The organism is Pseudomonas sp. RIT357 (genome assembly GCF_000632245.1).
In the GTDB taxonomy this organism is placed as follows: Bacteria; Pseudomonadota; Gammaproteobacteria; order Pseudomonadales; family Pseudomonadaceae; genus Aquipseudomonas; species Aquipseudomonas sivasensis.
Genome location: NZ_JFYX01000012.1, coordinates 42057 through 66811, shown reverse-complemented (window position 1 = coordinate 66811; position 24755 = coordinate 42057). Strand labels below are relative to the sequence as shown.

The 24755-nt window shown below is 57.6% G+C and carries 17 protein-coding genes, 2 tRNA genes and 3 rRNA genes; 9 read left to right on the top strand and 13 right to left on the bottom strand.

Going from position 1 to position 24755, the window contains the following annotated elements:
- The first annotated feature begins 97 nt into the window (after positions 1 to 97).
- Positions 98 to 502 carry a hypothetical protein gene (locus BW43_RS17800; protein WP_032886036.1) on the top strand — a complete coding sequence of 135 codons (405 nt, stop codon included), beginning with the start codon at positions 98 to 100 and terminating at the stop codon, positions 500 to 502.
- A 73-nt stretch (positions 503 to 575) separates the two neighbouring features.
- On the opposite strand, the gene rimI is transcribed toward BW43_RS17800, so the two are convergent.
- Complete coding sequence (gene rimI, locus BW43_RS17805) at positions 576 to 1028, bottom strand: ribosomal protein S18-alanine N-acetyltransferase (protein ID WP_032886035.1); 453 nt, start codon at positions 1026 to 1028, stop codon at positions 576 to 578.
- On the bottom strand, positions 1021 to 1764 hold the full coding sequence (locus tag BW43_RS17810; protein WP_050442822.1) for a hypothetical protein: 744 nt from the start codon (positions 1762 to 1764) through the stop codon (positions 1021 to 1023). The genes rimI and BW43_RS17810 overlap by 8 nt, the downstream gene beginning before the upstream one ends.
- Before the next feature lie 187 nt (positions 1765 to 1951).
- Here BW43_RS17810 and mksB point away from each other — a divergent pair, with 187 nt between their 5' ends.
- Genes mksB through mksF form a run of 3 tightly spaced genes read left to right on the top strand, consistent with a single transcriptional unit; the run spans position 1952 to position 6763 of the window.
- Positions 1952 to 3229: an Mks condensin complex protein MksB gene (gene mksB, locus BW43_RS17815; protein ID WP_032886033.1), complete on the top strand. Its 1278-nt coding sequence runs from the start codon at positions 1952 to 1954 to the stop codon at positions 3227 to 3229.
- On the top strand, positions 3219 to 3926 hold the full coding sequence (mksE, locus tag BW43_RS17820; protein ID WP_032886032.1) for an Mks condensin complex protein MksE: 708 nt from the start codon (positions 3219 to 3221) through the stop codon (positions 3924 to 3926). The genes mksB and mksE overlap by 11 nt, the downstream gene beginning before the upstream one ends.
- Positions 3923 to 6763: an Mks condensin complex protein MksF gene (gene mksF / locus BW43_RS17825; RefSeq protein ID WP_032886031.1), complete on the top strand. Its 2841-nt coding sequence runs from the start codon at positions 3923 to 3925 to the stop codon at positions 6761 to 6763. The genes mksE and mksF overlap by 4 nt, the downstream gene beginning before the upstream one ends.
- A gap of 94 nt (positions 6764 to 6857) precedes the next feature.
- Here mksF and BW43_RS17830 read toward each other — a convergent pair whose 3' ends face one another.
- From BW43_RS17830 to BW43_RS17865, 8 genes are all read right to left on the bottom strand, one after another.
- Entirely contained in the window at positions 6858 to 9161 is a 2304-nt protein-coding gene (locus BW43_RS17830) for a PqiB family protein (protein WP_032886030.1), read from the bottom strand.
- Positions 9154 to 9777: a paraquat-inducible protein A gene (locus BW43_RS17835; RefSeq protein WP_032886029.1), complete on the bottom strand. Its 624-nt coding sequence runs from the start codon at positions 9775 to 9777 to the stop codon at positions 9154 to 9156. The genes BW43_RS17830 and BW43_RS17835 overlap by 8 nt, the downstream gene beginning before the upstream one ends.
- Positions 9764 to 10423: a paraquat-inducible protein A gene (locus BW43_RS17840; protein ID WP_032886028.1), complete on the bottom strand. Its 660-nt coding sequence runs from the start codon at positions 10421 to 10423 to the stop codon at positions 9764 to 9766. The genes BW43_RS17835 and BW43_RS17840 overlap by 14 nt, the downstream gene beginning before the upstream one ends.
- A gap of 151 nt (positions 10424 to 10574) precedes the next feature.
- Positions 10575 to 10690 (bottom strand): 5S ribosomal RNA (rrf, locus tag BW43_RS17845).
- Between the two features lie 169 nt (positions 10691 to 10859).
- Positions 10860 to 13751 (bottom strand): 23S ribosomal RNA (locus BW43_RS17850).
- A gap of 247 nt (positions 13752 to 13998) precedes the next feature.
- Positions 13999 to 14074 (bottom strand) — tRNA-Ala (locus BW43_RS17855).
- 30 nt (positions 14075 to 14104) lie between these two features.
- Positions 14105 to 14181: transfer RNA gene (locus BW43_RS17860), tRNA-Ile, on the bottom strand.
- Between the two features lie 83 nt (positions 14182 to 14264).
- Positions 14265 to 15801: ribosomal RNA gene (locus tag BW43_RS17865) — 16S ribosomal RNA — on the bottom strand.
- The 16S, 23S and 5S rRNA genes sit together here with 2 tRNA genes alongside, the layout of an rRNA operon.
- A gap of 642 nt (positions 15802 to 16443) precedes the next feature.
- On the opposite strand from BW43_RS17865, the gene rhtA reads away from it, so the two are divergent.
- Together rhtA and BW43_RS17875 are read left to right on the top strand one after the other, a co-directional pair.
- The gene (gene rhtA / locus BW43_RS17870; protein WP_032886027.1) at positions 16444 to 17331 is read left to right on the top strand and encodes a threonine/homoserine exporter RhtA; all 888 of its coding nucleotides are present in this window, start codon (positions 16444 to 16446) and stop codon (positions 17329 to 17331) included.
- Positions 17332 to 17495: 164 nt separating this feature from the next.
- Positions 17496 to 17777 (top strand): hypothetical protein, encoded by a 282-nt coding sequence (locus tag BW43_RS17875; RefSeq protein ID WP_032886026.1) that lies wholly within the window; start codon positions 17496 to 17498, stop codon positions 17775 to 17777.
- Between the two features lie 110 nt (positions 17778 to 17887).
- Here BW43_RS17875 and BW43_RS17880 read toward each other — a convergent pair whose 3' ends face one another.
- The 3 genes from BW43_RS17880 to BW43_RS28275 all read right to left on the bottom strand — a co-directional run bounded on the left by BW43_RS17880 (position 17888) and on the right by BW43_RS28275 (position 21398).
- Complete coding sequence (locus BW43_RS17880) at positions 17888 to 19696, bottom strand: aminopeptidase P family protein (protein WP_032886025.1); 1809 nt, start codon at positions 19694 to 19696, stop codon at positions 17888 to 17890.
- A 39-nt stretch (positions 19697 to 19735) separates the two neighbouring features.
- On the bottom strand, positions 19736 to 20896 hold the full coding sequence (locus BW43_RS17885) for a cysteine desulfurase family protein (RefSeq protein WP_032886024.1): 1161 nt from the start codon (positions 20894 to 20896) through the stop codon (positions 19736 to 19738).
- Between the two features lie 232 nt (positions 20897 to 21128).
- Positions 21129 to 21398 carry a hypothetical protein gene (locus BW43_RS28275; protein ID WP_081797672.1) on the bottom strand — a complete coding sequence of 90 codons (270 nt, stop codon included), beginning with the start codon at positions 21396 to 21398 and terminating at the stop codon, positions 21129 to 21131.
- A gap of 398 nt (positions 21399 to 21796) precedes the next feature.
- Here BW43_RS28275 and msuE point away from each other — a divergent pair, with 398 nt between their 5' ends.
- The 3 genes from msuE to BW43_RS17900 are packed head-to-tail and all read left to right on the top strand — an operon-like array spanning position 21797 to position 24752.
- Complete coding sequence (msuE, locus tag BW43_RS17890; RefSeq protein ID WP_032886477.1) at positions 21797 to 22360, top strand: FMN reductase; 564 nt, start codon at positions 21797 to 21799, stop codon at positions 22358 to 22360.
- A 9-nt stretch (positions 22361 to 22369) separates the two neighbouring features.
- A complete protein-coding gene (gene ssuD, locus BW43_RS17895) occupies positions 22370 to 23509 on the top strand; it encodes an FMNH2-dependent alkanesulfonate monooxygenase (RefSeq protein ID WP_032886023.1) in 1140 nt (379 codons plus the stop codon).
- Between the two features lie 55 nt (positions 23510 to 23564).
- On the top strand, positions 23565 to 24752 hold the full coding sequence (locus BW43_RS17900) for an acyl-CoA dehydrogenase family protein (RefSeq protein ID WP_032886022.1): 1188 nt from the start codon (positions 23565 to 23567) through the stop codon (positions 24750 to 24752).
- The last annotated feature ends 3 nt before the right edge of the window (positions 24753 to 24755 follow it).

Sequence of the window (24755 nt, the reverse complement as noted above, 5' to 3'; positions counted from 1 at the left end):
ACCTTTCGTCCAGGTCACGCGATGCGCAAATTAGCTTGAATCTTTGGCGAGCCGTGCCTGTCCACACACTATAAGCCCCACAGTATGAGGATTGGCCATGACTGAATCACGACGTCCCTACGGCGCTACACAGCCCGAACCGATTGACGACAACGAAGATCGCATGGGCTCGATGCGCGAGCTGGATTTTGACGAGGAGGCGCCGACGGCGGAAATCGGCGATGAAATCCCGCCCCGCGAACGCGAACACCTGATGCCCGACGAACGGGTACGTGAAGCCGGTCTTACTGGCGCTTCGACGGATGACCACGAGCCGACCGATGACGATATGAGCCCGGAAACCCTGATCCATGAGGATGGCGCACGGGATGCCCGGGAGGCGGGTGAAGACAACCCGGCAGATTTTGACCTGAGCATTGTGGATGAAGATGAAATTGGCGGCGGCAATGGCCTGGATGAAGCGGAGCTGGCTGATCTGGACCCGGTAGACGGAAACCGCTGACACTGCGCAAATCCAAATGTGGGAGGGGCGGTAAGACGATTCGACTTGCCCCCTCCCACATTGGATCGCGTGTTTAATCGACCAAGGTGCAGGCCATGACGACCGCATCTTCGCGCCCGCCGACAGCCGGGTAGTAGTCCCGGCGACGCCCAATCTCGTTGAACCCATAACGCTCATACAGACGGAACGCGCCGGTATTGCTGTCGCGAACCTCCAGGAAGCATTCGCGCGCCTTGGCAGCATAAGCGCGGGACATCAGGTGCTCCAGCAACGCCAACCCCAGGCCACGGCCCTGGTTTTCCGGCTTGACAGTGATGTTCAGCAAATGCGCCTCATCAAGGATGATCTGCACTACGCCGTGGCCCACCTGCTGCTCGCCTTCGAACATCAGCCAGATCTGGTACTTGCCCAGCCCATCGAGAAAGATCCCGCGAGTCCAGGGGTGGCTGAACGCCGCGTATTCGATTTTCAGCACGGCATCGAGGTCAGCCTCGGTCATCGGGCGGAAGGATAAAGCCTCACTCATCGGTTGTTTTCCAGCGCGCCATCAGCCGGCGCATGGCTTGCCAGACATCAGCCTTACGCTGTGGCTCTTCCATTAATAATTCCAGGCCCGGCAGGGCCCATACAGAACCCAGGCCCTCGACCTGCAGTTCGCGGTACCAGGACTCGGCATTCGCCTCGCCGGCAAACCGCACGGCGGGGAGGCCGATCAGCCACAGGCATACACAGGGTTCGTCTTCCAGGCGCGCCGAGACAAAGCCTTGCACAAAGTCCCGCGCCGCTTCAGGGCCCTGGTCCATGGTGCCGCGCACCAACAGCGGCCAGCGTACCGGGTCCCCGACGATTTGCGGGCTGTCAGGCAGACCCGCAGCGCGCAGCATGTCTTTGAGCAGCATGTAGGCGGGGTCGCGCGTCTGGAAGCGTTCACCGGTGGGCAATTCCACCAACAGCAGACAGCGCCCGGCCCGCAGCAATTGCAGGGCAAAGCGCGGCGGCGGCACTACCGGGGCCTTGACCACCGGGGCTTCTGCTTCGGCGACCACGGGCTTGGCCACCGGCGACGGACGTGGCACTTCGATCTTGGTGCGTTCGACCGCCGGGCGCGCCTGCGGCTCTGGCTTGACGACTGCCACCGGTGCAGCGGCCTCCTCGCCAGAGGTCTCGAACGCGTCATAAGGCTCAAGCGCCTGCAGCAACTCGGGCCGCGACGGCGCGGCAAACGGCAGTTCGGTGCGGGGCAGCCAGTTGACCACCTGCATGGCGGTCAAGTAAGCGCGACGTCGGGACTCGATAAGCACAGCTCGGCCACTTGTGGATAAGTAAAGAGCGGGGATTCTACCGCTGTTCGGTAACAATCGCCCACTGCGCACTGACCGGCTGTGGATAAATCCCACGCCTGATGCAGTACAATCGCGACTTTTAATCGCCAACCAGCCGGCCATTCCCATGATCGAACCCAAGCGCGTCCTGCGCGCCCTCGCCGAACACTGGGCCTTACTTGAGCCACTGTGCGAACACTTCGACCAAGGCACCCTGAGCCTGAGCGAGCTGCGCGCACAACTGGCCGCCCAACAACTGGACAGCACGCCCCAGGACATCACTAGCCTGCTGGACGTGTGGATTCGCTTGGATATCCTGGTGCCTGTCGCCAAGAGCCCGAACCGTTTCGAGCTCAACGCGCAGATCCACGACTTCCTGGCGTATCTTCGCAAGGAGCACCGGCTTGGCCTGTGCCTGGAAATCGAAGCTTACCTGCGCCATCTTGAGCGCCTGGCCGGTTATATCCAGGACGCCTTCGACATCCGCGATGGTCACGACCTGGCCCGGCAACTGCGCCTGCTGGATATGCGCGTGCGGGATGTGCTGAAAAAACTCGCCAACGACGAACAAGCCCTCGCGGCCGTGGCCGACCGTGCCAAGACCAGCGACCGGCAGATCCCGTTGCGCCAGCGTTACGCCGAAGTCCTGGCGACCTGGGACGAATATGTCGAACCGATGATCCAGTTGGTGAACGCCGACGGCGCCTTCGAGCAAGGCGTGCGCAAGGTCGAGAATGTGCTGCTACGCATGCTCACCGAGCAGCAGCGCCTTGGCCACCTGGTGGACGACGACATGCTGCTGCGCACCCACGCGCGCATCCTCGAAATGCAGACCAGTGCCCAACTGACCTTGCGTCATGCGCGGGAGCTGCTGTTGCCACTACGAGAGGAAGCACGCCGGCACAACGCCGTGACCCGTGGCGCCGCGCTGGCATTATCGGCCATCCGCCGTAAAGGCCTGGACGCTGTGCCGCAGGCGGCGATGCCCATGTTCACCCGGCCGCAAAGCACCTTCCTGGGCAGTGCCAGCCAGGTCGAGGCCTATGTGTACGCCCTGGCGAATTTCGAGCCGAAACCGGCGCGATTCCCCAAGGCGCACAAATCCCACAAGGGCGAAGCCCAACGCGCGCCGCGTACGGTCAAGGAAATGCTGGAGCGTTGCGAAGATGCTCTGCCGATGCCGGACCTGATGAACTGGCTGCTGGAGCAGGAACCGGACGGCGCCACCGACGAATTGCTGTACTGGTTCTCGCGGCTCTCGCGGGAAAAACGCTTCAAGCGCGAACGCCTGGAACGCCGCGATTACCACACACACGAGCACCAGGTCAGCCTGCGCTCCTTCGCCCTGCTCCCGGCCAGCACTGACTCTGCCGAGAATTCTGCGAGCACCCCTTATGCATCTTGATCTATCCGAACTGTCCCAGCTGGCGCCGATCTTTCGCGAGCTGTTCAAGGGTTACCACGTCAGCCGCCGCGACCCGGAGCTGTACGCGCAACTGTCAAACTTCCAGGACCAGTACCGCACGCTGTTCCGGGCGCTGGGTTTTGAGCTGGTCTGCGATACACGAGGCTTCTACTACTTCGTGCCGGACTCCGCGATCGCCAGCGCGCAAGTCAACAAGACAGCGCAGCGCCTGGCGCTGTTCACCTTCATCATCGTCGAGCACTTGGCCGACCAGGGCCGCGATCCGATCGCCGTGCTCGACGGCGGCAGCCTTGGACGGGATGAGTTGCCGTCGCTGCTGGAAAAATACCGCGACCTGTTTATCCAGGCCGAAGTGCAGACCCAGGAAGAACTCGAAGAAAAAATCATGCGCCGCATGACGCAGTTGGGTTTTGCCAGCGAAGACAACGGCATCTATCGCTTCCTGCCGCCGATGCACCGCTTCCTCGACGTGTGCCTGTCGGTGCAACAAGACCGTGACCTCGCCGCCAGCGTGCACAGCGTATTGCCATTGCCAGCGCCAGTGATCATCGACGAAGACAGCGATGAAAAACTGCTGAAAACCGATGATCCGCTGGACCTAAGCGACTTCGCAGAAGAAAGCGAAGAAGACGCACTGGCCCGTGCCATTGCCGAAGAACAGGAGACCGACGCATGAGCAAGGAACGCTACGGCATCCGCCGCTTCGCCCTATTGAACACCGCCGGTTACAGCCTCGGTTTGTTCCCCCTGGAAGAGCCGCTATCGGTGTATGGCGCGAACAACCTGGGTAAATCCGCATCGATCAACGCCTTGCAGTTCCCGATCCTGGCGCGCATGTCGGACATGAGTTTCGGCAAGTACACGTTGGAGCAATCGCGCCGTTTCTACTTTGCAACCGACACCAGCTACATCCTGGTGGAAGTGTCCCTGCCCCACGGTCCGCACGTGATCGGTGTGGTAGGACGCGGCCCGGGTGGCGGTTTCGGTCACCAGTTCTTCGCTTATGCGGGCAAGCTGGACCTGGCTCACTACCAAAAGAACGACACGTGCCTGCGTCAGAAAGAACTGTTTACCAACCTTGAGCGCGAGGGTCTGAAAGCCTACGAACTCAAGCCGGATGAACTGCGCCGTTTGCTGGTGGGCGGCCACACGTCGATCCCCCTGGACCTGACGCTGATCCCGCTGCGTTCCACCAGCGAACAGAGTCTGAAGACCTTCCGCGCGCTGTTTATCAACTTGCTGCATATGCGCGAAATCACGGCGGCCAAGCTCAAGCAATTGTTCCTCGATGCCTTCGAACACAGCCTGCGTTCCGGCAGTGTGGACTACATCGCCGCGTGCGAAGAAGCCTTCCGCGATGTGCGACGTATGGAACAGGATTACAACTCCCTGGTCGCAGCGGGCCCGTTGGTCGAGGCACTGGCCAATGGCGTTCGGCAGCGCGACACACTGCGCGGCAAACTGCATCGCCTGTCGCCATTGCTCGACTCGTTGCTGGGCACTTGGTCGGACTACGCCAGTGCACGTAAGGAAGAGCTGACGATCCAGGCCGAACACTATCGCAACGAGCAGGACGCGCTGCAGAACGACCAGCGTGGCGGCACCCAAGAGCTGATGCGCCTGGAGCGTGAGATCAGCGGCATCCAGCGTTGGTTGGGCGAGCTGTCGGTGCTCAAGCATCGCTTTGCCCTGGTGGATGACGTGAAGGTCCTGGAGCAACAACTGCTGGCGGCCAAGGATGCTCACGATGAACTGGCTGGCGCTTTGGCGCAGTCACGCCAGTTCAGCGCCGAGGATTTGGACGAGCGTCTGCGGGATCTGGAAAAGCGTTTGAAGTCGGTCAAGCAGCAGCTTGATCACGCAGACAACAACAGCTACGCCAAGCTGCGGGAAGAATTCTCACAGCAGGATGTCGAGCGTCTGATGCGTCTGTTCAACAGTTCGTTGTTCAGCCTCCCGTTGGGTGAACACGGCATCACGCTGGATGAGGACGGCCAGTGGGTCAAATCCCTGGAGCAGATTCTCGATGGCTTCAAGGGCGAGCGTTTCGAAGTGCCGGGGCTGTCCATCGACATCTCGCACATCGAACCACCGGCGTTGCAGGCCCTGGCAGATCGCGCCGCATTGCGCGACCAGAAAGAGCGCCTGGAAAAAGAACTCAAGCAGCTCAAGACGCAGCAGGCTGTAACTTCCGACCGCGCGGCGAGCAAGACCCAAACCGAGGCGCTGTACCAGCAAGTGCTGGACGCGCAAAAGGCCTTGGAAGATTTTCGCCGTGCGCAAACCCTGAGCGCCGAAGAAGGCGAGAAGCTGGAAAACCTGGCGCAGATGGAAGCCGCTCAGGACGAGTTGAAGCGGTCCAGTGATGCATTTACCGAGCGCGTTCAGCAACTGTCGGCCAAGCTCCAACTGGTCGGTCGGCAGATCGGTGATATGGAAGCCAAACAGCGTACGCTTGATGACGCCTTACGCCGTCGTCAGTTGCTGCCGGCGGACTTGCCGTTCGGTACGCCGTTCATGGATCCGGTCGACGACTCCATGGACAACCTGTTGCCATTGCTCAACGACTATCAGGACAGCTGGCAAGGTCTGCTGCGCGCTGATGGCCAAATCGAGGCACTGTATGCGCAGGTGCGCCTCAAGGGCGTCGCCAAGTTCGACAGCGAGGATGATGTCGAGCGTCGCCTGCAACTGTTGATCAATGCCTATGCACACCGCACCGATGAGGCGCTGACCCTCGGCAAGGCACGCCGTGCGGCGGTCACTGATATCGCGCGGACCTTGCGTAACATCCGTAGCGACTACGACAGCCTTGAGCACCAACTGGCGCTGTTCAACCGCGAGATCAACAAGCGCCAGGTGTCCAACCTGCAAAGCTTCCGTATCGTGCTGGCGCCGAATAAGGAAGCCCTCAAGCATATCGACCAGATCATCCACAGCGCGGGTCAGTACGAGGAAGGTGAAACCTTGTCGGTCTTCGACCTCAGCCAGAGCGCCGAGCAAGACAACAAGAACGAAGAGGCCAAGGAATACCTCGCACGCCTGGTGGCGGCTAACCATAACCAACTGGGCCTCAAGGATCTGTTCGAGCTGGCTTTCGAGATCACCAAGGTGCATGGCCAGCCGGTGATTCACACCGACATCGACGGTGCGGCGTCCAACGGCACCACCATGACCATCAAGGCGCTGACCAACATGTATTTGTTGCTGCACTTGATGGACCGCGACCAGGCCGGGCGTGTGCGCTTGCCGTATTACCTTGATGAAGCAGCGGACATCGATGAAAAGAACCAGGCCGCATTGCTGGAAACCAGCTTGCAGCTGGGCTTCGTGCCGATCCTGGCCAGTGTGAAGCCGCAGGTGTCTGCCCAGGTGGCAATCGACCTGGAAGGCGGCAGCGGGCCGAACGGGATCTACATCGATGAGGCGGACTGGAAGTACATCCGTCGCCATGACGCAGTGAAGGCGACGGTGAATGCGCAGGCGGATGAGCCGGAGTTGGATGAGGTCTGACGTGTTGCGCTGAAATGCAAAAAGGCCGCGATCTTATGGATCGCGGCCTTTTTTAGTGCAGGTTTTTGCAGTGCTTTTGAGGGCGCTATCGGACCTACTTGCCGAGCGGAATTTTAGGCGCCCAGGTCAGCCATTCGTCCTCAACCTTGTCGAACAGCGGAAAGGTTTGCTGCGGCCGTGCAGCGTTGCCCATGCGCTCGCCGTCTGGCGTGGCGAAGGCGATACCGCCGGAAACCAGCGTCTCAAGGGATTCGGTGCGCACGGTGGCGCCTTTGAACAGGCCGAAGTCTAGACCGAAGCCACTGGTATTCCAGAAACGACTGCCACCGCGCACCAGCGATGCGTACTTGGGCTCGATCAGGATGTGGATCAGCACACGGTCAGCGGTTTGGCCCAATTCGTAGCCAGTGACTTTGCCCACGGTAACTTCGCGGTAGGTAACGGGGACACCTTCCTTCAACGAGCCACGACGTGCGGCGCTGAGCGTGAGGCTCAAACCGTCTTCTCGTCGGACAGCTTCAGGCGGCTGGTCCAAGGCGACAAAGCTTTTTTGCGGACCGGAGCTTTTTACCGCTGGTTGCACTTCGATGTATTGGCCAGTGACCAGGGTTTCCAGGTTGGAGGTTTTCATCAGGCCCAGTTCCGGCTTGACCACCCAGAACTGGCTACCTGCACGCGCGATGCGGTCTGCCACCTGAGTGATGCGGGCGCTGAGGAGCACCGACTGCATATCGGCACTCAGGTCGACACTCTCGATCTTGCCGACATCAAGGCCTTTGAAACGTACGGCAGTGCCCGGGCGCAGGCCGTCGGCGCGGTCGACCTTGATGGTCACCAGCGTGCCATGCTGATTGGCGGCTTCACGGTCAGCGAACAAACGGAAACGCGGAATACGTTTTTTCAGCGGCACGTTTGGCTGGGGGGTTTCGAAGGCGATACCACCGGCCATCAGGCTGGCCAGAGATTCACTCTTGACCTGGATGCCGCCGGTGAGGCCGCCGGTCAGGGTAACGCCGCTGGCATTCCAAAAGCGCGTGGAGCCATTGACCAGGTTTTCGTATTCCTTCTCGATGTGAACGCCAATCACCAGTTGCTTGTTCTTGCGCGAGAACTGGTAGCTCTGCACCGAACCGACCTTGACCTGCTTGTAGAGGATCGGGCTGCCAACATCCAGGGAGCCGAGGTTATCGGTGAACAGCACCATGTGCAGGCCCGGTGAACGCAGGTCCAGTGGCGGCGCTTTGGCGCGGGCAACGTATTCGCGCTGCGGGGCGCTGCCCTTATCGCCAGGGCGGATGGCGATGTAGTTACCTTTTACCAACGCTTCCAGACCGGTGATGCCTGCCAGGGAGATGGACGGTTTCACAACCCAGAATTGGGTGTCCTGCACCAGGTAATCTTCGGCCAACGGATCGAGAGTCAACTCGGCATTGGCGCTGGAGAGGTCCGGGTCGATCTTCAGGGTTTTCAGACTACCCACCTGGATGCCTTTGTACATCACCGGCGTACGCCCAGCCTGCAGGCCTTCGAAGTCGGTGAGCTTGACCTTCACCCTGATACCAGCAGCGGCGGCGTCGAAGTCTTCATACAGACGGAAAGGCAGGCTTGGGTCGGTCGGGGGGCTGTCTTTGCGGTTCTCCGGCGTGGCGAAGGCGATACCACCCGCGACGATGCTGGAAAGAGACTCGCTGCGCACTTTTACACCGGAAAGGTTAGCGTCGATGCTGATGCCGCTGGCGTTCCAGAAACGCGTGTGTTTGCGCACCAGGTTGGCGTAAGTCGGCTCGATGTAGACCTTGATTTCAACGGTACTTTGATCTTCGGACAACAGGTAGCTTTTGACCTGGCCGACTTGGATTTGCTTGTAGAAGACTGGGCTGCCACGGTTCAGCGAGCCGAGACGATCAGCCTTGATGGTCAAGTGCAGACCGGGCTTGGCGTCGGATAACGGGGGCTCTTCAGAGAGCGCTTTGAATTTACGTGTGGGCTCACCATCGCCAGGGCTGGCGGCGATGTAGTTACCCGAGACCAGGGTTTCCAAGCCGGTGATGCCGGCGAGGCTGACGCTGGGTTTGACCAGCCAGAAGCGCGTGTTGGTCTTGAGGTATTGATCGACGTCCTTATTCATCTCGATGGTGGCGATCACCCCGCGATTGTTGCCCTCGTCATCCAAAGCCAAGGCTTTGACCTTGCCCACGGGCATGCCCTTATAGACCACTTCAGTCTTGTTGACCTGAATGCCTTCGCCACTTTCGAAGCGCACTTGGATCTCGATGCCCTGTTGGGAATAGGCACGCCATCCCAGCCAGCCGCCGATGATCAGAGCAATCAGGGGGAACACCCAAATGGCCGACCAGTTGGAGGCTGGGCGGGTTTTAGCTTTAGGCAATTCACTCATGGTCGTCGTCCGACTCCGTGTTATCCCAAATCAGTCGGGGATCAAAAGTTACAGCGGCAAGCATCGTCAAGATCACCACACTGGCGAACGCCGCTGCGCCGAGGTTGGCCTCGACGCTGGCAAGCCGTCCAAAGTTTACGACCGCCACCAGGATGGCGATCACGAAGATATCCAACATGGACCAGCGCCCAATGAATTCGATAAAGCGGTACATCACAATGCGTTGTTGTGCAGAGAGCGGCTGGTGACGCTGCACCGAGAACAGTAGCAGGCCAATGCCAACCAGCTTGAATGTCGGCACCAGAATACTGGCGATAAATACCACGGCGGCGATGGGAAACATACCGTGCTGCACCAGTTGGATCACGCCAGCCATAATGGTGCTGGGGTCTCCCTGGCCCAATGAGTTGATGGTCATGATTGGCAGCAGGTTGGCGGGGATATATAGAATTGCGGCAGTGATCAGCAATGCCCAGGTGCGGGTAAGGCTGTTGGGACGGCGGGCATGGATCAGCGCACCGCAACGCGTGCAAATTTGCTCATCGGTATCTGCTTGCTGCTTGTTTAACTCGTGGCATTCGGTACAGATCAGAATGCCCGCATCAATCGCCCGCATGATCATCTTCCCCTGACAGTGCTTGCCAGATCTGATGCGGCGACATCACCACCTCAAGCAGAACCTGAACCATTAATAGACTGACGAAGCAGACCAAACCCAGGCCAATCGTGATGGAGGCCATGTCGGCAAGTTTTACGATAGCTACCAGTACGCCCATCAGGTAGACCTCCAACATTCCCCAATCTTTCATGTGGTGGTAGATGCGGTACAGCAGCAGGCCGTAACTACGCCCGATTTTCCAACGAATACTGAGCAGCACCGCCAATTGGCAAAGCAACTTGAGCAAGGGAATGCCCATGCTGCATAGAAACACTACAGCTGCGACGCCCTGCATGCCGGTGTCGAACAAGCCAACTACGCCACTCCAGACGGTGTCCTCTGAGGACTGCCCGAGTAGATTGAGCTTCATGATGGGAAGAAAGTTCGCGGGGATGTACAGCAACAGCGCCGCGAGAACCAGCGCGAGGCTACGTTCGACGACATTGTGGCGATGAGCGTACAGCTCGTAGCCGCAGCGCGGACATTGCGCTTTTTCGCCGAGGGCGAGCACGGGTTTGCGCATCAGCAAGTCACACTCATGGCATGCCACTAGATCGTCCAGTGGTAAATCCGACACCTCAAGGGCATCAACCGGATCGGGCATAGTAGGGCTCTGGCTCTAAAAAAGGTTAGGTGCCTATTCTAGTGGTCTGGTTCAGAAATAACTGTGCAAATTTGTCGTGGACCTCTTCGCACTTTCCGCCCGCCCAAAACAAAACCCCATCTGCTTTCGCAAATGGGGTTTCGGAATTTAATCTTGACGATGACCTACTCTCACATGGGGAAACCCCACACTACCATCGGCGATGCATCGTTTCACTACTGAGTTCGGGATGGGATCAGGTGGTTCCAATGCTCTATGGTCGTCAAGAAATTCGGGTACTGAGTCGTGGCCAGCTGGCCTCGCTTCAGCAAATTGGGTATGTGATAGCTTTCGGTGTTTGCAAGAGTCGAACTTTCGGTTCATTTCGTCTTCACACACCGCAATCTGGTGCTCTTTCGCTTTTCAGCTCGAAGCAAGCAAATTGCTTGGGTGTTATATGGTCAAGCCTCACGGGCAATTAGTATTGGTTAGCTCAACGCCTCACAGCGCTTACACACCCAACCTATCAACGTCGTAGTCTTCGACGGCCCTTCAGGGAACTCAAGGTTCCAGTGAGATCTCATCTTGAGGCTAGTTTCCCGCTTAGATGCTTTCAGCGGTTATCTATTCCGAACATAGCTACCCGGCAATGCCACTGGCGTGACAACCGGAACACCAGAGGTTCGTCCACTCCGGTCCTCTCGTACTAGGAGCAGCCCCTCTCAAATCTCAAACGTCCACGGCAGATAGGGACCGAACTGTCTCACGACGTTCTAAACCCAGCTCGCGTACCACTTTAAATGGCGAACAGCCATACCCTTGGGACCGGCTTCAGCCCCAGGATGTGATGAGCCGACATCGAGGTGCCAAACACCGCCGTCGATATGAACTCTTGGGCGGTATCAGCCTGTTATCCCCGGAGTACCTTTTATCCGTTGAGCGATGGCCCTTCCATACAGAACCACCGGATCACTAAGACCTACTTTCGTACCTGCTCGACGTGTCTGTCTCGCAGTCAAGCGCGCTTTTGCCTTTATACTCTACGACCGATTTCCGACCGGTCTGAGCGCACCTTCGTACTCCTCCGTTACTCTTTAGGAGGAGACCGCCCCAGTCAAACTACCCACCATACACTGTCCTCGATCCGGATAACGGACCTGAGTTAGAACCTCAAAGTTGCCAGGGTGGTATTTCAAGGTTGGCTCCACGCAGACTGGCGTCCACGCTTCAAAGCCTCCCACCTATCCTACACAAGCAAATTCAAAGTCCAGTGCAAAGCTATAGTAAAGGTTCACGGGGTCTTTCCGTCTAGCCGCGGATACACTGCATCTTCACAGCGATTTCAATTTCACTGAGTCTCGGGTGGAGACAGCGCCGCCATCGTTACGCCATTCGTGCAGGTCGGAACTTACCCGACAAGGAATTTCGCTACCTTAGGACCGTTATAGTTACGGCCGCCGTTTACCGGGGCTTCGATCAAGAGCTTCGCGTTAGCTAACCCCATCAATTAACCTTCCGGCACCGGGCAGGCGTCACACCCTATACGTCCACTTTCGTGTTTGCAGAGTGCTGTGTTTTTAATAAACAGTCGCAGCGGCCTGGTATCTTCGACCGGCATGAGCTTACGGAGCAAGTCCTTCACCCTCACCGGCGCACCTTCTCCCGAAGTTACGGTGCCATTTTGCCTAGTTCCTTCACCCGAGTTCTCTCAAGCGCCTTGGTATTCTCTACCCAACCACCTGTGTCGGTTTGGGGTACGGTTCCTGGTTACCTGAAGCTTAGAAGCTTTTCTTGGAAGCATGGCATCAACCACTTCGTTAACTAAAAGTTAACTCGTCATCAGCTCTCGGCCTTAAGATCCCGGATTTACCTAAGATCTCAGCCTACCACCTTAAACTTGGACAACCAACGCCAAGCTGGCCTAGCCTTCTCCGTCCCTCCATCGCAATAACCAGAAGTACAGGAATATTAACCTGTTTTCCATCGACTACGCTTTTCAGCCTCGCCTTAGGGACCGACTAACCCTGCGTCGATTAACGTTGCGCAGGAAACCTTGGTCTTTCGGCGTGGGTGTTTTTCACACCCATTGTCGTTACTCATGTCAGCATTCGCACTTCTGATACCTCCAGCAAGCTTCTCAACTCACCTTCACAGGCTTACAGAACGCTCCTCTACCGCATCACTTACGTGATACCCGTAGCTTCGGTGTATGGTTTGAGCCCCGTTACATCTTCCGCGCAGGCCGACTCGACTAGTGAGCTATTACGCTTTCTTTAAAGGGTGGCTGCTTCTAAGCCAACCTCCTAGCTGTCTAAGCCTTCCCACATCGTTTCCCACTTAACCATAACTTTGGGACCTTAGCTGACGGTCTGGGTTGTTTCCCTTTTCACGACGGACGTTAGCACCCGCCGTGTGTCTCCCATGCTCGGCACTTGTAGGTATTCGGAGTTTGCATCGGTTTGGTAAGTCGGGATGACCCCCTAGCCGAAACAGTGCTCTACCCCCTACAGTGATACATGAGGCGCTACCTAAATAGCTTTCGAGGAGAACCAGCTATCTCCGAGCTTGATTAGCCTTTCACTCCGATCCACAGGTCATCCGCTAACTTTTCAACGGTAGTCGGTTCGGTCCTCCAGTTAGTGTTACCCAACCTTCAACCTGCCCATGGATAGATCGCCCGGTTTCGGGTCTATTCCCAGCGACTAGACGCCCTATTAAGACTCGCTTTCGCTACGCCTCCCCTATTCGGTTAAGCTCGCCACTGAAAATAAGTCGCTGACCCATTATACAAAAGGTACGCAGTCACCCAACAAAGTGGGCTCCCACTGCTTGTACGCATACGGTTTCAGGATCTATTTCACTCCCCTCTCCGGGGTTCTTTTCGCCTTTCCCTCACGGTACTAGTTCACTATCGGTCAGTCAGTAGTATTTAGCCTTGGAGGATGGTCCCCCCATATTCAGACAAAGTTTCTCGTGCTCCGTCCTACTCGATTTCATGACTAAGAGATTTTCGCGTACAGGGCTATCACCCACTATGGCCGCACTTTCCAGAGCGTTCCGCTAATCTCAAAGCCACTTAAGGGCTAGTCCCCGTTCGCTCGCCACTACTAAGGGAATCTCGGTTGATTTCTTTTCCTCAGGGTACTTAGATGTTTCAGTTCCCCTGGTTCGCCTCTTACGCCTATGTATTCAGCGTAAGATAACCATCTTATGATGGCTGGGTTCCCCCATTCAGACATCTCCGGATCAAAGTCTGTTTGCCGACTCCCCGAAGCTTTTCGCAGGCTACCACGTCTTTCATCGCCTCTGACTGCCAAGGCATCCACCGTATGCGCTTCTTCACTTGACCATATAACCCCAAGCAATCTGGTTATACTGTGAAGACAACATTCGCCGAAAATTCGATTCGGCTCTTTCGAGCCACTCACAAATTTTACCTTAGCCTGATCCGTTACCAGTGAAAGTAACGTTCAGTCTATCTTTCTATCACATACCCAAATTTTTAAAGAACGATCTAATCAAAGACTAGAAATCAACATTCACCATCATCACAATGGAATGCTCATTTCTAAGCTTTCAACAAACAGAAGCAGTAGTGGTGGAGCCAAACGGGATCGAACCGTTGACCTCCTGCGTGCAAGGCAGGCGCTCTCCCAGCTGAGCTATGGCCCCGTATTTCTACAGGCGTTTCCCACACAAAATTGGTGGGTCTGGGCAGATTCGAACTGCCGACCTCACCCTTATCAGGGGTGCGCTCTAACCAACTGAGCTACAGACCCAATTTCGGGCTGCTTCTTTATCGTCTTCTTCAATGAATCAAGCAATTCGTGTGGGAACTTATGGAGCAGCTGATGTCGTCGATTAAGGAGGTGATCCAGCCGCAGGTTCCCCTACGGCTACCTTGTTACGACTTCACCCCAGTCATGAATCACACCGTGGTAACCGTCCTCCCGAAGGTTAGACTAGCTACTTCTGGTGCAACCCACTCCCATGGTGTGACGGGCGGTGTGTACAAGGCCCGGGAACGTATTCACCGCGACATTCTGATTCGCGATTACTAGCGATTCCGACTTCACGCAGTCGAGTTGCAGACTGCGATCCGGACTACGATCGGTTTTATGGGATTAGCTCCACCTCGCGGCTTGGCAACCCTCTGTACCGACCATTGTAGCACGTGTGTAGCCCAGGCCGTAAGGGCCATGATGACTTGACGTCATCCCCACCTTCCTCCGGTTTGTCACCGGCAGTCTCCTTAGAGTGCCCACCATTACGTGCTGGTAACTAAGGACAAGGGTTGCGCTCGTTACGGGACTTAACCCAACATCTCACGACACGAGCTGACGACAGCCATGCAGCACCTGTCTCAATGTTCCCGAAGGCACCAATCTATCTCTAGAAAGTTCATTGGATGTCAAGGCCTGGTAAGGTTCTTCGCGTTGCTTCGAATTAAACCACATGCTCCACCGCTTGTGCGGGCCCCCGTCAATTCATTTGAGTTTTAACCTTGCGGCCGTACTCCCCAGGCGGTCAACTTAATGCGTTAGCTGCGCCACTAAGAGCTCAAGGCTCCCAACGGCTAGTTGACATCGTTTACGGCGTGGACTACCAGGGTATCTAATCCTGTTTGCTCCCCACGCTTTCGCACCTCAGTGTCAGTATCAGTCCAGGTGGTCGCCTTCGCCACTGGTGTTCCTTCCTATATCTACGCATTTCACCGCTACACAGGAAATTCCACCACCCTCTACCATACTCTAGTCAGTCAGTTTTGAATGCAGTTCCCAGGTTGAGCCCGGGGATTTCACATCCAACTTAACAAACCACCTACGCGCGCTTTACGCCCAGTAATTCCGATTAACGCTTGCACCCTCTGTATTACCGCGGCTGCTGGCACAGAGTTAGCCGGTGCTTATTCTGTCGGTAACGTCAAAACAATCACGTATTAGGTAACTGCCCTTCCTCCCAACTTAAAGTGCTTTACAATCCGAAGACCTTCTTCACACACGCGGCATGGCTGGATCAGGCTTTCGCCCATTGTCCAATATTCCCCACTGCTGCCTCCCGTAGGAGTCTGGACCGTGTCTCAGTTCCAGTGTGACTGATCATCCTCTCAGACCAGTTACGGATCGTTGCCTTGGTGAGCCATTACCTCACCAACTAGCTAATCCGACCTAGGCTCATCTGATAGCGCAAGGCCCGAAGGTCCCCTGCTTTCTCCCGTAGGACGTATGCGGTATTAGCGTCCGTTTCCGAACGTTATCCCCCACTACCAGGCAGATTCCTAGGCATTACTCACCCGTCCGCCGCTCTCAAGAGAAGCAAGCTTCTCTCTACCGCTCGACTTGCATGTGTTAGGCCTGCCGCCAGCGTTCAATCTGAGCCATGATCAAACTCTTCAGTTCAAACATCTTTGGGTTTTTAAGAAACCCTAAACTTGGCTCAGCAATCGTTGGTTACATCTTTGATTTCTCGCGGAGTAACTTGTGATGCTGATAATCTTGTTGACTATCAGTCTGACTCCACAAGCACCCACACGAATTGCTTGATTCAGTTGTTAAAGAGCGGTTGGTTAAGATCTTTCGTCTCAACCGAGGCGCGCATTCTACAGCAGCCTCATTTGCTGTCAAGTGATTATTTTCAGAAGCTTTCGAAGATTTCTTCAACAACTTCAACCACTTGCGCTTCTGATCTCTCATCAGCGGGAGGCGAATTCTACAGCGTTACACGCTGCTGTCAACACCTCTTTTTCAACTTCCTTTTAGCTTCGATGAACTGAAGCAACTTACTGCCGAAAACCGCGTAACTCATTGTTTACCAAGGAGTTTTCCGTTTCGACTGCGCCGGAAGTGGGGCGAATTATAGGCTCCCAGAATTTTACGTCAACCTTTAATTTGTTTTTTCTATCAAGTCGCCCACCAACCTTCATGTCCTTCTATATATAGACAGCCACCCGCATAACACTGAGCAATATATTGCTCAATTCCAAGTAGTTAAGCATCATAGCAGCCTCTGCTACTCAAATATGACATCGGACGTACATCCCAATGACCACCTCTCCCCGCAGCCTGGCCTCGGCATTGTTTCCTGTCGGCCTGCTGCTGATCGCCATGGCTTCCATCCAGTCAGGAGCCTCGTTGGCCAAGAGCATGTTCCCGATTGTAGGCGCACAAGGCACTACAACCCTGCGCCTAATTTTCGCCAGTGTGATTATGCTGCTCATATTGCGACCATGGCGCGCCAAGCTGACCGCCAAGTCCCTGCGCACCGTGGTCATCTACGGAATGGCCCTGGGCGGCATGAATTTCCTCTTCTATATGTCACTGCGCAGCGTGCCCCTGGGCATCGCCGTAGCCCTAGAATTCACGGGACCTCTTGCAGTGGCCATCTACGCGTCGCGCCGGGCGGTGGACTTCCTGTGGATTGCCCTCGCAATCGTCGGCCTGCTTCTATTGATCCCCATGGGAGAAGCGAGCAATGGTATCGACTTAGTTGGCGCAGCCTATGCATTAGGAGCGGGAGTCTGCTGGGCACTCTACATTCTGTTCGGACAGAAAGCAGGTAACGACAACGGCGTCCAGACCGCCGCTCTTGGGGTGATGATCGCAGCACTGTTTGTCGCGCCCATTGGCATCGTCCACGCTGGCAGTGCCTTGTTGACGCCTGCGCTGATTCCAATAGCCATCGGCGTCGCCATTCTGTCCACTGCCCTACCCTACACCCTGGAGATGGTAGCGCTGACGCGCCTCCCTGCACGAACCTTTGGCACCCTCATGAGCATCGAACCCGTATTCGGCGCGCTCTCAGGCCTGCTCTTCCTGCAAGAGTACTTATCACTGGCACAATGGCTGGCCATTACCTGCATTATCCTGGCCTCGGTAGGCGCGACGCTGACGATGCGCAATGACTCGAAACCACTGGTTCCAGCGGATTGAATCATCTTTGAATGTACCTCTGGCATTTGCCGCTCATTTAGGCCATGTTTAAGCGCTAAACGAATGTCATTCATGGAGTTTTTCGACAAGGACAGCGCGAACACTACACTCGAGAGCGAGTAGAGCCGGCTTCAAGTATTGGGAAGTGGCTATTAAGGATGGGAATGAAGCGAATTTTGATAGTGTTAATGGTCGTAGCCATTGCTGGCTGTGCCGCGACTACCAAGACAGAAGTAAAACGGGGAAAAAGAGGACTGCATATCAACTGTTCCGGCCTGTCCTCCTCTTGGGACCAGTGCTACACCAGTGCAACCAACTCTTGCGGCACCAAGGGGTATCGGGTCATCGCCAAGTCCGGTGACAATTCCGAGGAACCCGGGGACTATCCCTTTGGCATCAATCCTGCCGGGTACACCAGCCGCAGCATGATCGTTATCTGTAAGTAATCGCCCCCGAGCAGTCATCCTCGACTGCTCATCGTGCCCAATCAGCTCTCGATTAACACTCATCCTTGAACGCCGCTTGCAAGCAGATCGCAGGCGGCGTTTGCTTCAGATCAGATAGCTGCCGTACGCAGTTGCAACCACTCTAGCCCCGCGCCGCTCAGCAACGAGCTCAAGCGCTCACGCACCTGCGCGTGATACGCGTTGAGCCACGCGCGCTCATCCGTGGTGAGCAGCGACGGCTCAAGACAACGCGTGTCGATCGGGCAAAGCGTCAGGGTTTCAAACGACAGAAACTCACCAAACTCGGTCTTGCCCGCTTCGCGGTTCAGCACCAGGTTCTCGATACGCACACCCCAACGCCCCGGCCGGTACGTACCCGGCTCAATGGAAGTGATCATACCCGGCTGCATCGCCGTTTGCGGAGCGGCGGCGGCCTGATAAGCAATCACTTGTGGACCTTCATGCACATTGAGGAAATAACCTACGCCGTGCCCAGTACCGTGGCCGTAGTCCACACCTTCAGCCCATATCGGCGCGCGGGCAATGGAATCCAGCAACGGCGATAGAATCCCCCTCGGGAAATGCGCACGGGACAGCGCAATAACGCCCTTCAGCACCCGGGTGCAGTCTCGTTTCTGCTCCTCACTCGGCGTACCGATAGGCACCATGCGTGTGATATCCGTTGTGCCGCCCAAGTACTGGCCACCCGAGTCGATCAGCAGCAAGCCATCACCTTCGATCACCGCATGCTCTTCCTCGGTGGCGTGGTAATGGGGCATTGCGCCATTGGCGTTAAAGGCGGCAATAGTGTTGAAACTCAGCGACACATAGTCGGGGCGACGGGTACGGGCTGCGGTCAGGTGTTCATCAATGGTCAACTCCGTGATGCGCTCACGGCCCAGCGCACTGTCCAGCCAGGCGAAGAATTCGCACAGAGCGGCACCATCCTGCTCCATGGCCCTGCGGATGTGCTCGGCGTCTGCCTGACTCTTGCGTGATTTGGCCAATGTGGTCGGATTCAGCCCTTCGATCAACTTGACGCCAGCATCCAGGCTTTCCAGCAAGCCGGCGGTTACGCGGGCAGGGTCGACGTGCAAACCTGCACCCGACGGCACTGCACGCAAGGCATCCGCGACCTCGCTGTAATCGCGCAACGCCACGCCATCCTGTTCAAGCACAGCACGCAGATCCGCGTCGACTTTACTCAGCGCCACGAACAACGTGGCCTGCTGTTGACTGATCAGCGCAAACGATACAAACACCGGGTTAAATGAAACGTCGCCGCCACGCAGGTTGAACAACCAGGCGATGTCGTCCAGGGTCGCGATAAAGTGCCAGTCGGCGCCCTTCTCTTTCAAACTGGCGCGCAGTGCAGCGAGCTTCTCGCCACGACTAACGGTCGCTTGCGGTGGCAGATGCGCATAAATCGGCTGGTTCGGCAGGCTTGGACGGTCTGTCCAAACCGTATCGAGCACGTCGATATCGGTACGCAAGCGCGCGCCACGTTCTGCCAGCTTGGCGCTCAAGGTGCGCGCCGAAGCGACCGCCATCACTGCACCGTCCACCGCCACCACACCGCCTTCCGGAGTTTGCTCGGCCAACCACTCCAGTGGTCCAGGTTGGCCCGGCTGCAGTTTTACTAGCTCGATGCCGCTGCCCTTGAGCTCCTTGGTCGCTTGTTCCCAGTAACGGCTGTCGGCCCACACGCCGGCGAAATCTGCGGTGACAATCAGCGTCCCCATCGAGCCATGGAAACCCGATAACCATTGGCGGCCCTGCCAGTAACCCGGCAAGTATTCGGACAAATGCGGGTCAGCCGACGGCACCAACAGGGCGTGGATGCCCTCGCGGCTCATCAGTTCGCGGGTGCGCGCCAGGCGCTGGGGAACCGTTCCATGGGTCAAAGGCTGCGTGCTCATTGTGTCTCCTGCTAACCACTAATAATTGTTATGTGAAAATCAGACGGACCAGAAGGCCGGTGCGCTGGCCAATGCGGCCTTGATCAATAGCACCGCTTGGTCAATGTCATGCTCGGTGGTGAACCTACCCAGACTCAAGCGAATGGTGCGGCCGGCCGAGCGGGCGTCATGGCCAAGGGCAAGCAACACGTGGGACGGTGCATTGCTCGCAGAATTGCAGGCCGACGTCGCGGAAAAAGCGATACCGGCGCTCAATGCCGCGGCATTGAATTCACCTTCGCCGAACGTAAGGCTCAGTGTGTGGGGAATACGTTGCGTGGCACTGCCATTGAGGCGTACACCGGCGATCGAAGCCAACTGATCCAGCAGGCGTTGCCGCAACGCAACGATCACCGCTTTCTCTTCGGTGAACGACTGCGCTGCCAGCGCAAATGCCGTGCCCATCCCTGCAATCTGGTGGGTCGCCAACGTGCCGGAGCGCAAGCCGCCCTCGTGTCCGCCGCCATGAATCTGGGCCAACACCTTCTGTTGCGCCCGAGGCCCGACGTACAGCGCGCCGATACCCTTGGGGCCGTACAACTTGTGCGCAGAAAACGACATCAAATCCACCGGCCATTGCGCCAGATCGATCGCCACCTTGCCTGCTCCCTGAGCCGCGTCCACATGCAGCAGCGCGCCGTGTTCACGCACCCGCGCGCCGATGCCGGGGATGTCATTCAGGGTGCCAAGTTCGTTATTCACCAGCATCAGCGAAACCAGGAAGGTGTCTTCGCGCAACGCCTCACTGACCGCGTCGACGCTGATCAAACCGTCGGAGTCGGGTACCAGATAGGTCACGGCTACGCCGGCTTCCTGCAACTGTCGCGCGGTGTCCAGCGTGGCCTTATGCTCGATCTGGCTGGTGATGATATGACCACCGGCCACACCCCGCGCCTGGAACACGCCTTTGATGGCGAGGTTGTTGGATTCAGTGGCGCCGGAGGTCCAGACGATCTGCTCAGGCTGTGCGCCCACCAACTCGGCCACCTGGCGACGCGCCTGTTCAACCGTTTGCCGGGCCGCCTGGCCGTAAGCGTGGGAACTGGACGCGGGGTTACCGAAATTGGCGTTGAAGCCCAGGCACTCGACCATCACCTGGATGACCCGCTCGTCCACCGGGGTGGTGGCGGCGTAGTCGAAATACAAAGGACGTTTATTCATGACAGTTAAGACTCGCAAAGCAGGTTCCCGAGATCGGCGTCTCAGGAGCATCGGCCGGAACAGAGGTCGTCATGTCTACCGGATCGAATGCCATTAAAGAAGGACAACTTTAAGTAAATGTGCGTAGGAACGCTCCTGAAATTCAGCTTAACAGGCTGAAGTCGCGCCATGGAAAACAAAAAGCCCGAGGTCCTTAAAGGGCGCCTCGGGCTTTTTGCTGCGCAGAACGCGATCAACTGGGACGACCATGAAGTACGACGTCGCGCTCGGCATTCATTTCACCTTGGCGATCAAAGCCGAAGGACTTCTGTGGCTGACCGGTCAGTGCCGCACGCTGCTGTTGATATTCATCGAACGACAAGCCTCGACGACTCAGCGCTTCAAGAGCCAATTGCTTGGTCTCTTCGGCAGAGTAGGGACGTAATTCTGGCGATGGATGGCTCGCACAGCCGGCGAGTACGGCGCTGACAATCAATAAGCAAACGGAGAGGAATCGGTTCATGGCGGCGGCTCTGCAAAGGAGGTTTCGAGTCAATGAACACAGGCTACTCCCGACGTCATTCGGTGAAAAATCACCGTCCGTGATAGTCGCTATCAACCGCCGAAGCACCCTCCGATAGCCCCTCATATATTTCTTCATGATCTATAAATATGGAAATACGTTCATTTACGGAATAACAGTAACCCTCTATAACTAGCTCCAATTCTGCCAGGCACTGTTCGCCAAGCAACTGTTGCCCAGGCAACAGCCATTCAACAAATCACCAGGCAGGCAACAGCAACATTTTTCAGCAGTGAGCCACAGCCCAAGCCAATCAAGGCCTGCAGCCGTTGGTACAGCTCTTGCTCAACACTTTGCACCTCACTTGCTATGAACCACTGTTGAAAAAGGAACTGTTCATGACCCGTCCACTGAATGTCGTTGCCCTCTCCGGCGGAACCTGGCGCCCGTCGCGCACCCTGGTGTTGACCCAAGCCGTTCTGGCCGAATTGGCCACCCTCCTGCCAATCCAGACCACACTGATCGAACTGGGCGACATTGCCCGGCCACTGGGCGGTACACTGTCGCGCGATGAATTGCCCGCCGAAGTCGAAGCCCAACTGTTGGCCATCGAACAGGCCGACCTGCTGATCGTCGCCGCGCCGGTCTATCGCGGTTCCTACCCTGGCCTGCTCAAGCACCTGTTCGATCTGGTCGGTCTCAACGCCCTGGTCAACACCCCGGTGCTGCTCGCCGCCACCGGTGGTAGCGAACGCCACGCGCTGGTCCTCGATCATCAACTGCGCCCGCTGTTCGCCTTCTTCCAGGCCCTGACCCTGCCGATCGGTGTGTACGCCACCGAAGCCGACTTCACCGACTACCAAATAACCAGTGAGCCCCTGAAGGGCCGGATACGCCTTGCGGCAGAACGTGCTGCACCCTTGTTTGCAGCGCACTCCCCTTCTCTGCTGAAAATCGCTTAAGGATTGGTCATGGATGTTTTCTGGTTTCTGCCGACACATGGCGACGGTCATTACCTGGGCACCACCCAAGGTGCCCGGCCCGTCACGCTCAATTATCTGAAGCAAGTCGCCCAGGCGGCTGACAACCTGGGTTACTACGGTGTGTTGATTCCTACCGGCCGCTCGTGTGAAGACTCCTGGGTCATCGCCTCGGCGCTGGTACCGCTGACAGAACGCCTGCGTTACCTGGTGGCCATTCGTCCCGGCATCATTTCGCCGACTGTATCTGCACGCATGGCCGCCACCCTGGATCGCCTGTCCAACGGCCGTCTGCTGATCAACGTAGTGACCGGTGGCGACCCCGACGAAAACCGTGGCGACGGCAGCTTCCTCGACCACGCTGAACGTTACGAAGTCTCCGACGAATTCCTACGGATATGGCGCCGCGTATTGCAGGGTGAATCGGTAGATTTCGAAGGCAAACACCTGCGCGTGCAAAACGCCAAGGCGCTGTACCCACCGGTGCAGAAGCCTTACCCACCGTTGTACTTCGGTGGATCCTCCGACGCCGCCCACGACCTCGCCGCCGAACAGGTGGATGTGTATCTGACGTGGGGCGAGCCGCCCGCCGCCGTCGCGGAAAAACTCGCCGATGTGCGTGAGCGCGCCGCGCGCCACGGGCGTACGGTGAAGTTTGGCATTCGTCTGCATGTGATCGTGCGCGAAACCGAAGAAGACGCCTGGAAAGCCGCCGACAAACTGATCGAGCACATCAGCGACGACACCATCGCCGCCGCGCAAAAATCCTTCTCACGCTTTGACTCCGAAGGTCAGCGCCGCATGGCCGCCCTCCACGACGGGCGCCGCGACAACCTGGAAATCGCGCCCAACCTGTGGGCCGGTGTCGGCCTGGTGCGCGGCGGTGCCGGTACCGCGTTGGTGGGCAACCCGCAACAAGTGGCCGAACGCATTAAGGAATACGCCGACCTGGGCATCGAGAGCTTCATCTTCTCCGGCTATCCGCATTTGGAAGAGGCCTATCGCTTCGCCGAACTGGTGTTCCCGCTGCTGCCGGAACCCTACGCCAGCCTCGCTGGACGCGGTATCACCAACCTCACCGGCCCGTTCGGCGAAATGATTGCCAACGATGTACTGCCGGCCAAGGCCTGATCGGCGCAGCGGCGGCACCGGCCCGGGCCGCTGCTGCCAATAAAGAGGAAAACCCGTGACAGCCAAACCCCACAGCGTCCTGCCATCTCCCCTGCAGACCGCCAAACTGCTGGCCGCCGAATTCGCCCTCAGCGCCGTCGAACGCGACGAGCGCGGCGGCACACCCAAAACCGAGCGTGACGCCCTGCGCCACAGCGGCCTGCTGGCCCTGAGCATTCCCACCCAATACGGCGGCCTCGGCGCCCGCTGGAGCGACACCTTGGGCATCGTGCGCGAATTCGCCAAGGTCGACAGCTCCATCGCCCACGTCTTCGGCTTTCATCACCTGATGCTGGCCACCGTGCGCCTGTTTTCACGCCCGGACCAATGGCAACCCTGGTTCGAACAAACCGCGCGCAAGAACTGGTTCTGGGGCAACGCCCTCAATCCATTGGACACGCGCACCGTGGTCAAGGACTTCGGCGGCTGGCGCGAATTCTCCGGCAAAAAGAGCTTCTGCTCCGGCGCCAGCGACTCGGAAATGCTGATCGCCTCGGCGGTGGATGAAAATGCCGGCGGCAAACTGCTGATTGCCGCCATCCCCAGTGGGCGCAGCGGCATCACTCTGCACAATGACTGGAACAATATCGGCCAACGCCAGACCGACAGCGGCAGCGCCAGCTTCGAACGGGTGCGCGTCGAAGAGTCGGAATTGCTGCTCGACCCAGGCCCGCTGAGCACACCGTTCGCCTGCCTGCGCCCGCTGATCGCACAGTTGACCTTTACCCATATGTTTCTCGGCATTGCCGAAGGCGCATTCGAAGAAGCACGCACCTACACCCTCACCGAAACCCGTGCCTGGCACAAATCCTCGGCCGAGGACGTGCGCCAGGATCCTTACGTGCTCCACCACTACGGCGAGTTCTGGGTGGCCCTCCAAGGCGTGCGCCTGCTGGTGGAGCGAGCCGCCGAGCTACTGGACCAAGCCTGGGCCAAAGGGCCAAACCTCAGCGAACACGAGCGCGGCCAACTGGCAATTGCCATCGCCACCGCCAAGGTCGCCGCCACCCGCCAAGGCCTGGATCTGTGCAGCCGTCTGTTTGAAGTCACCGGCGCGCGTTCAACCCATGCCTCCCTGCGCCTGGATCGCCACTGGCGCAACCTGCGCACGCAAACCCTGCATGACCCGGTGGACTACAAGCTCCATGAACTGGGGGACTGGGCGTTGAACCAATCCCTGCCGATTCCTACGTTCTACTCATAAAAA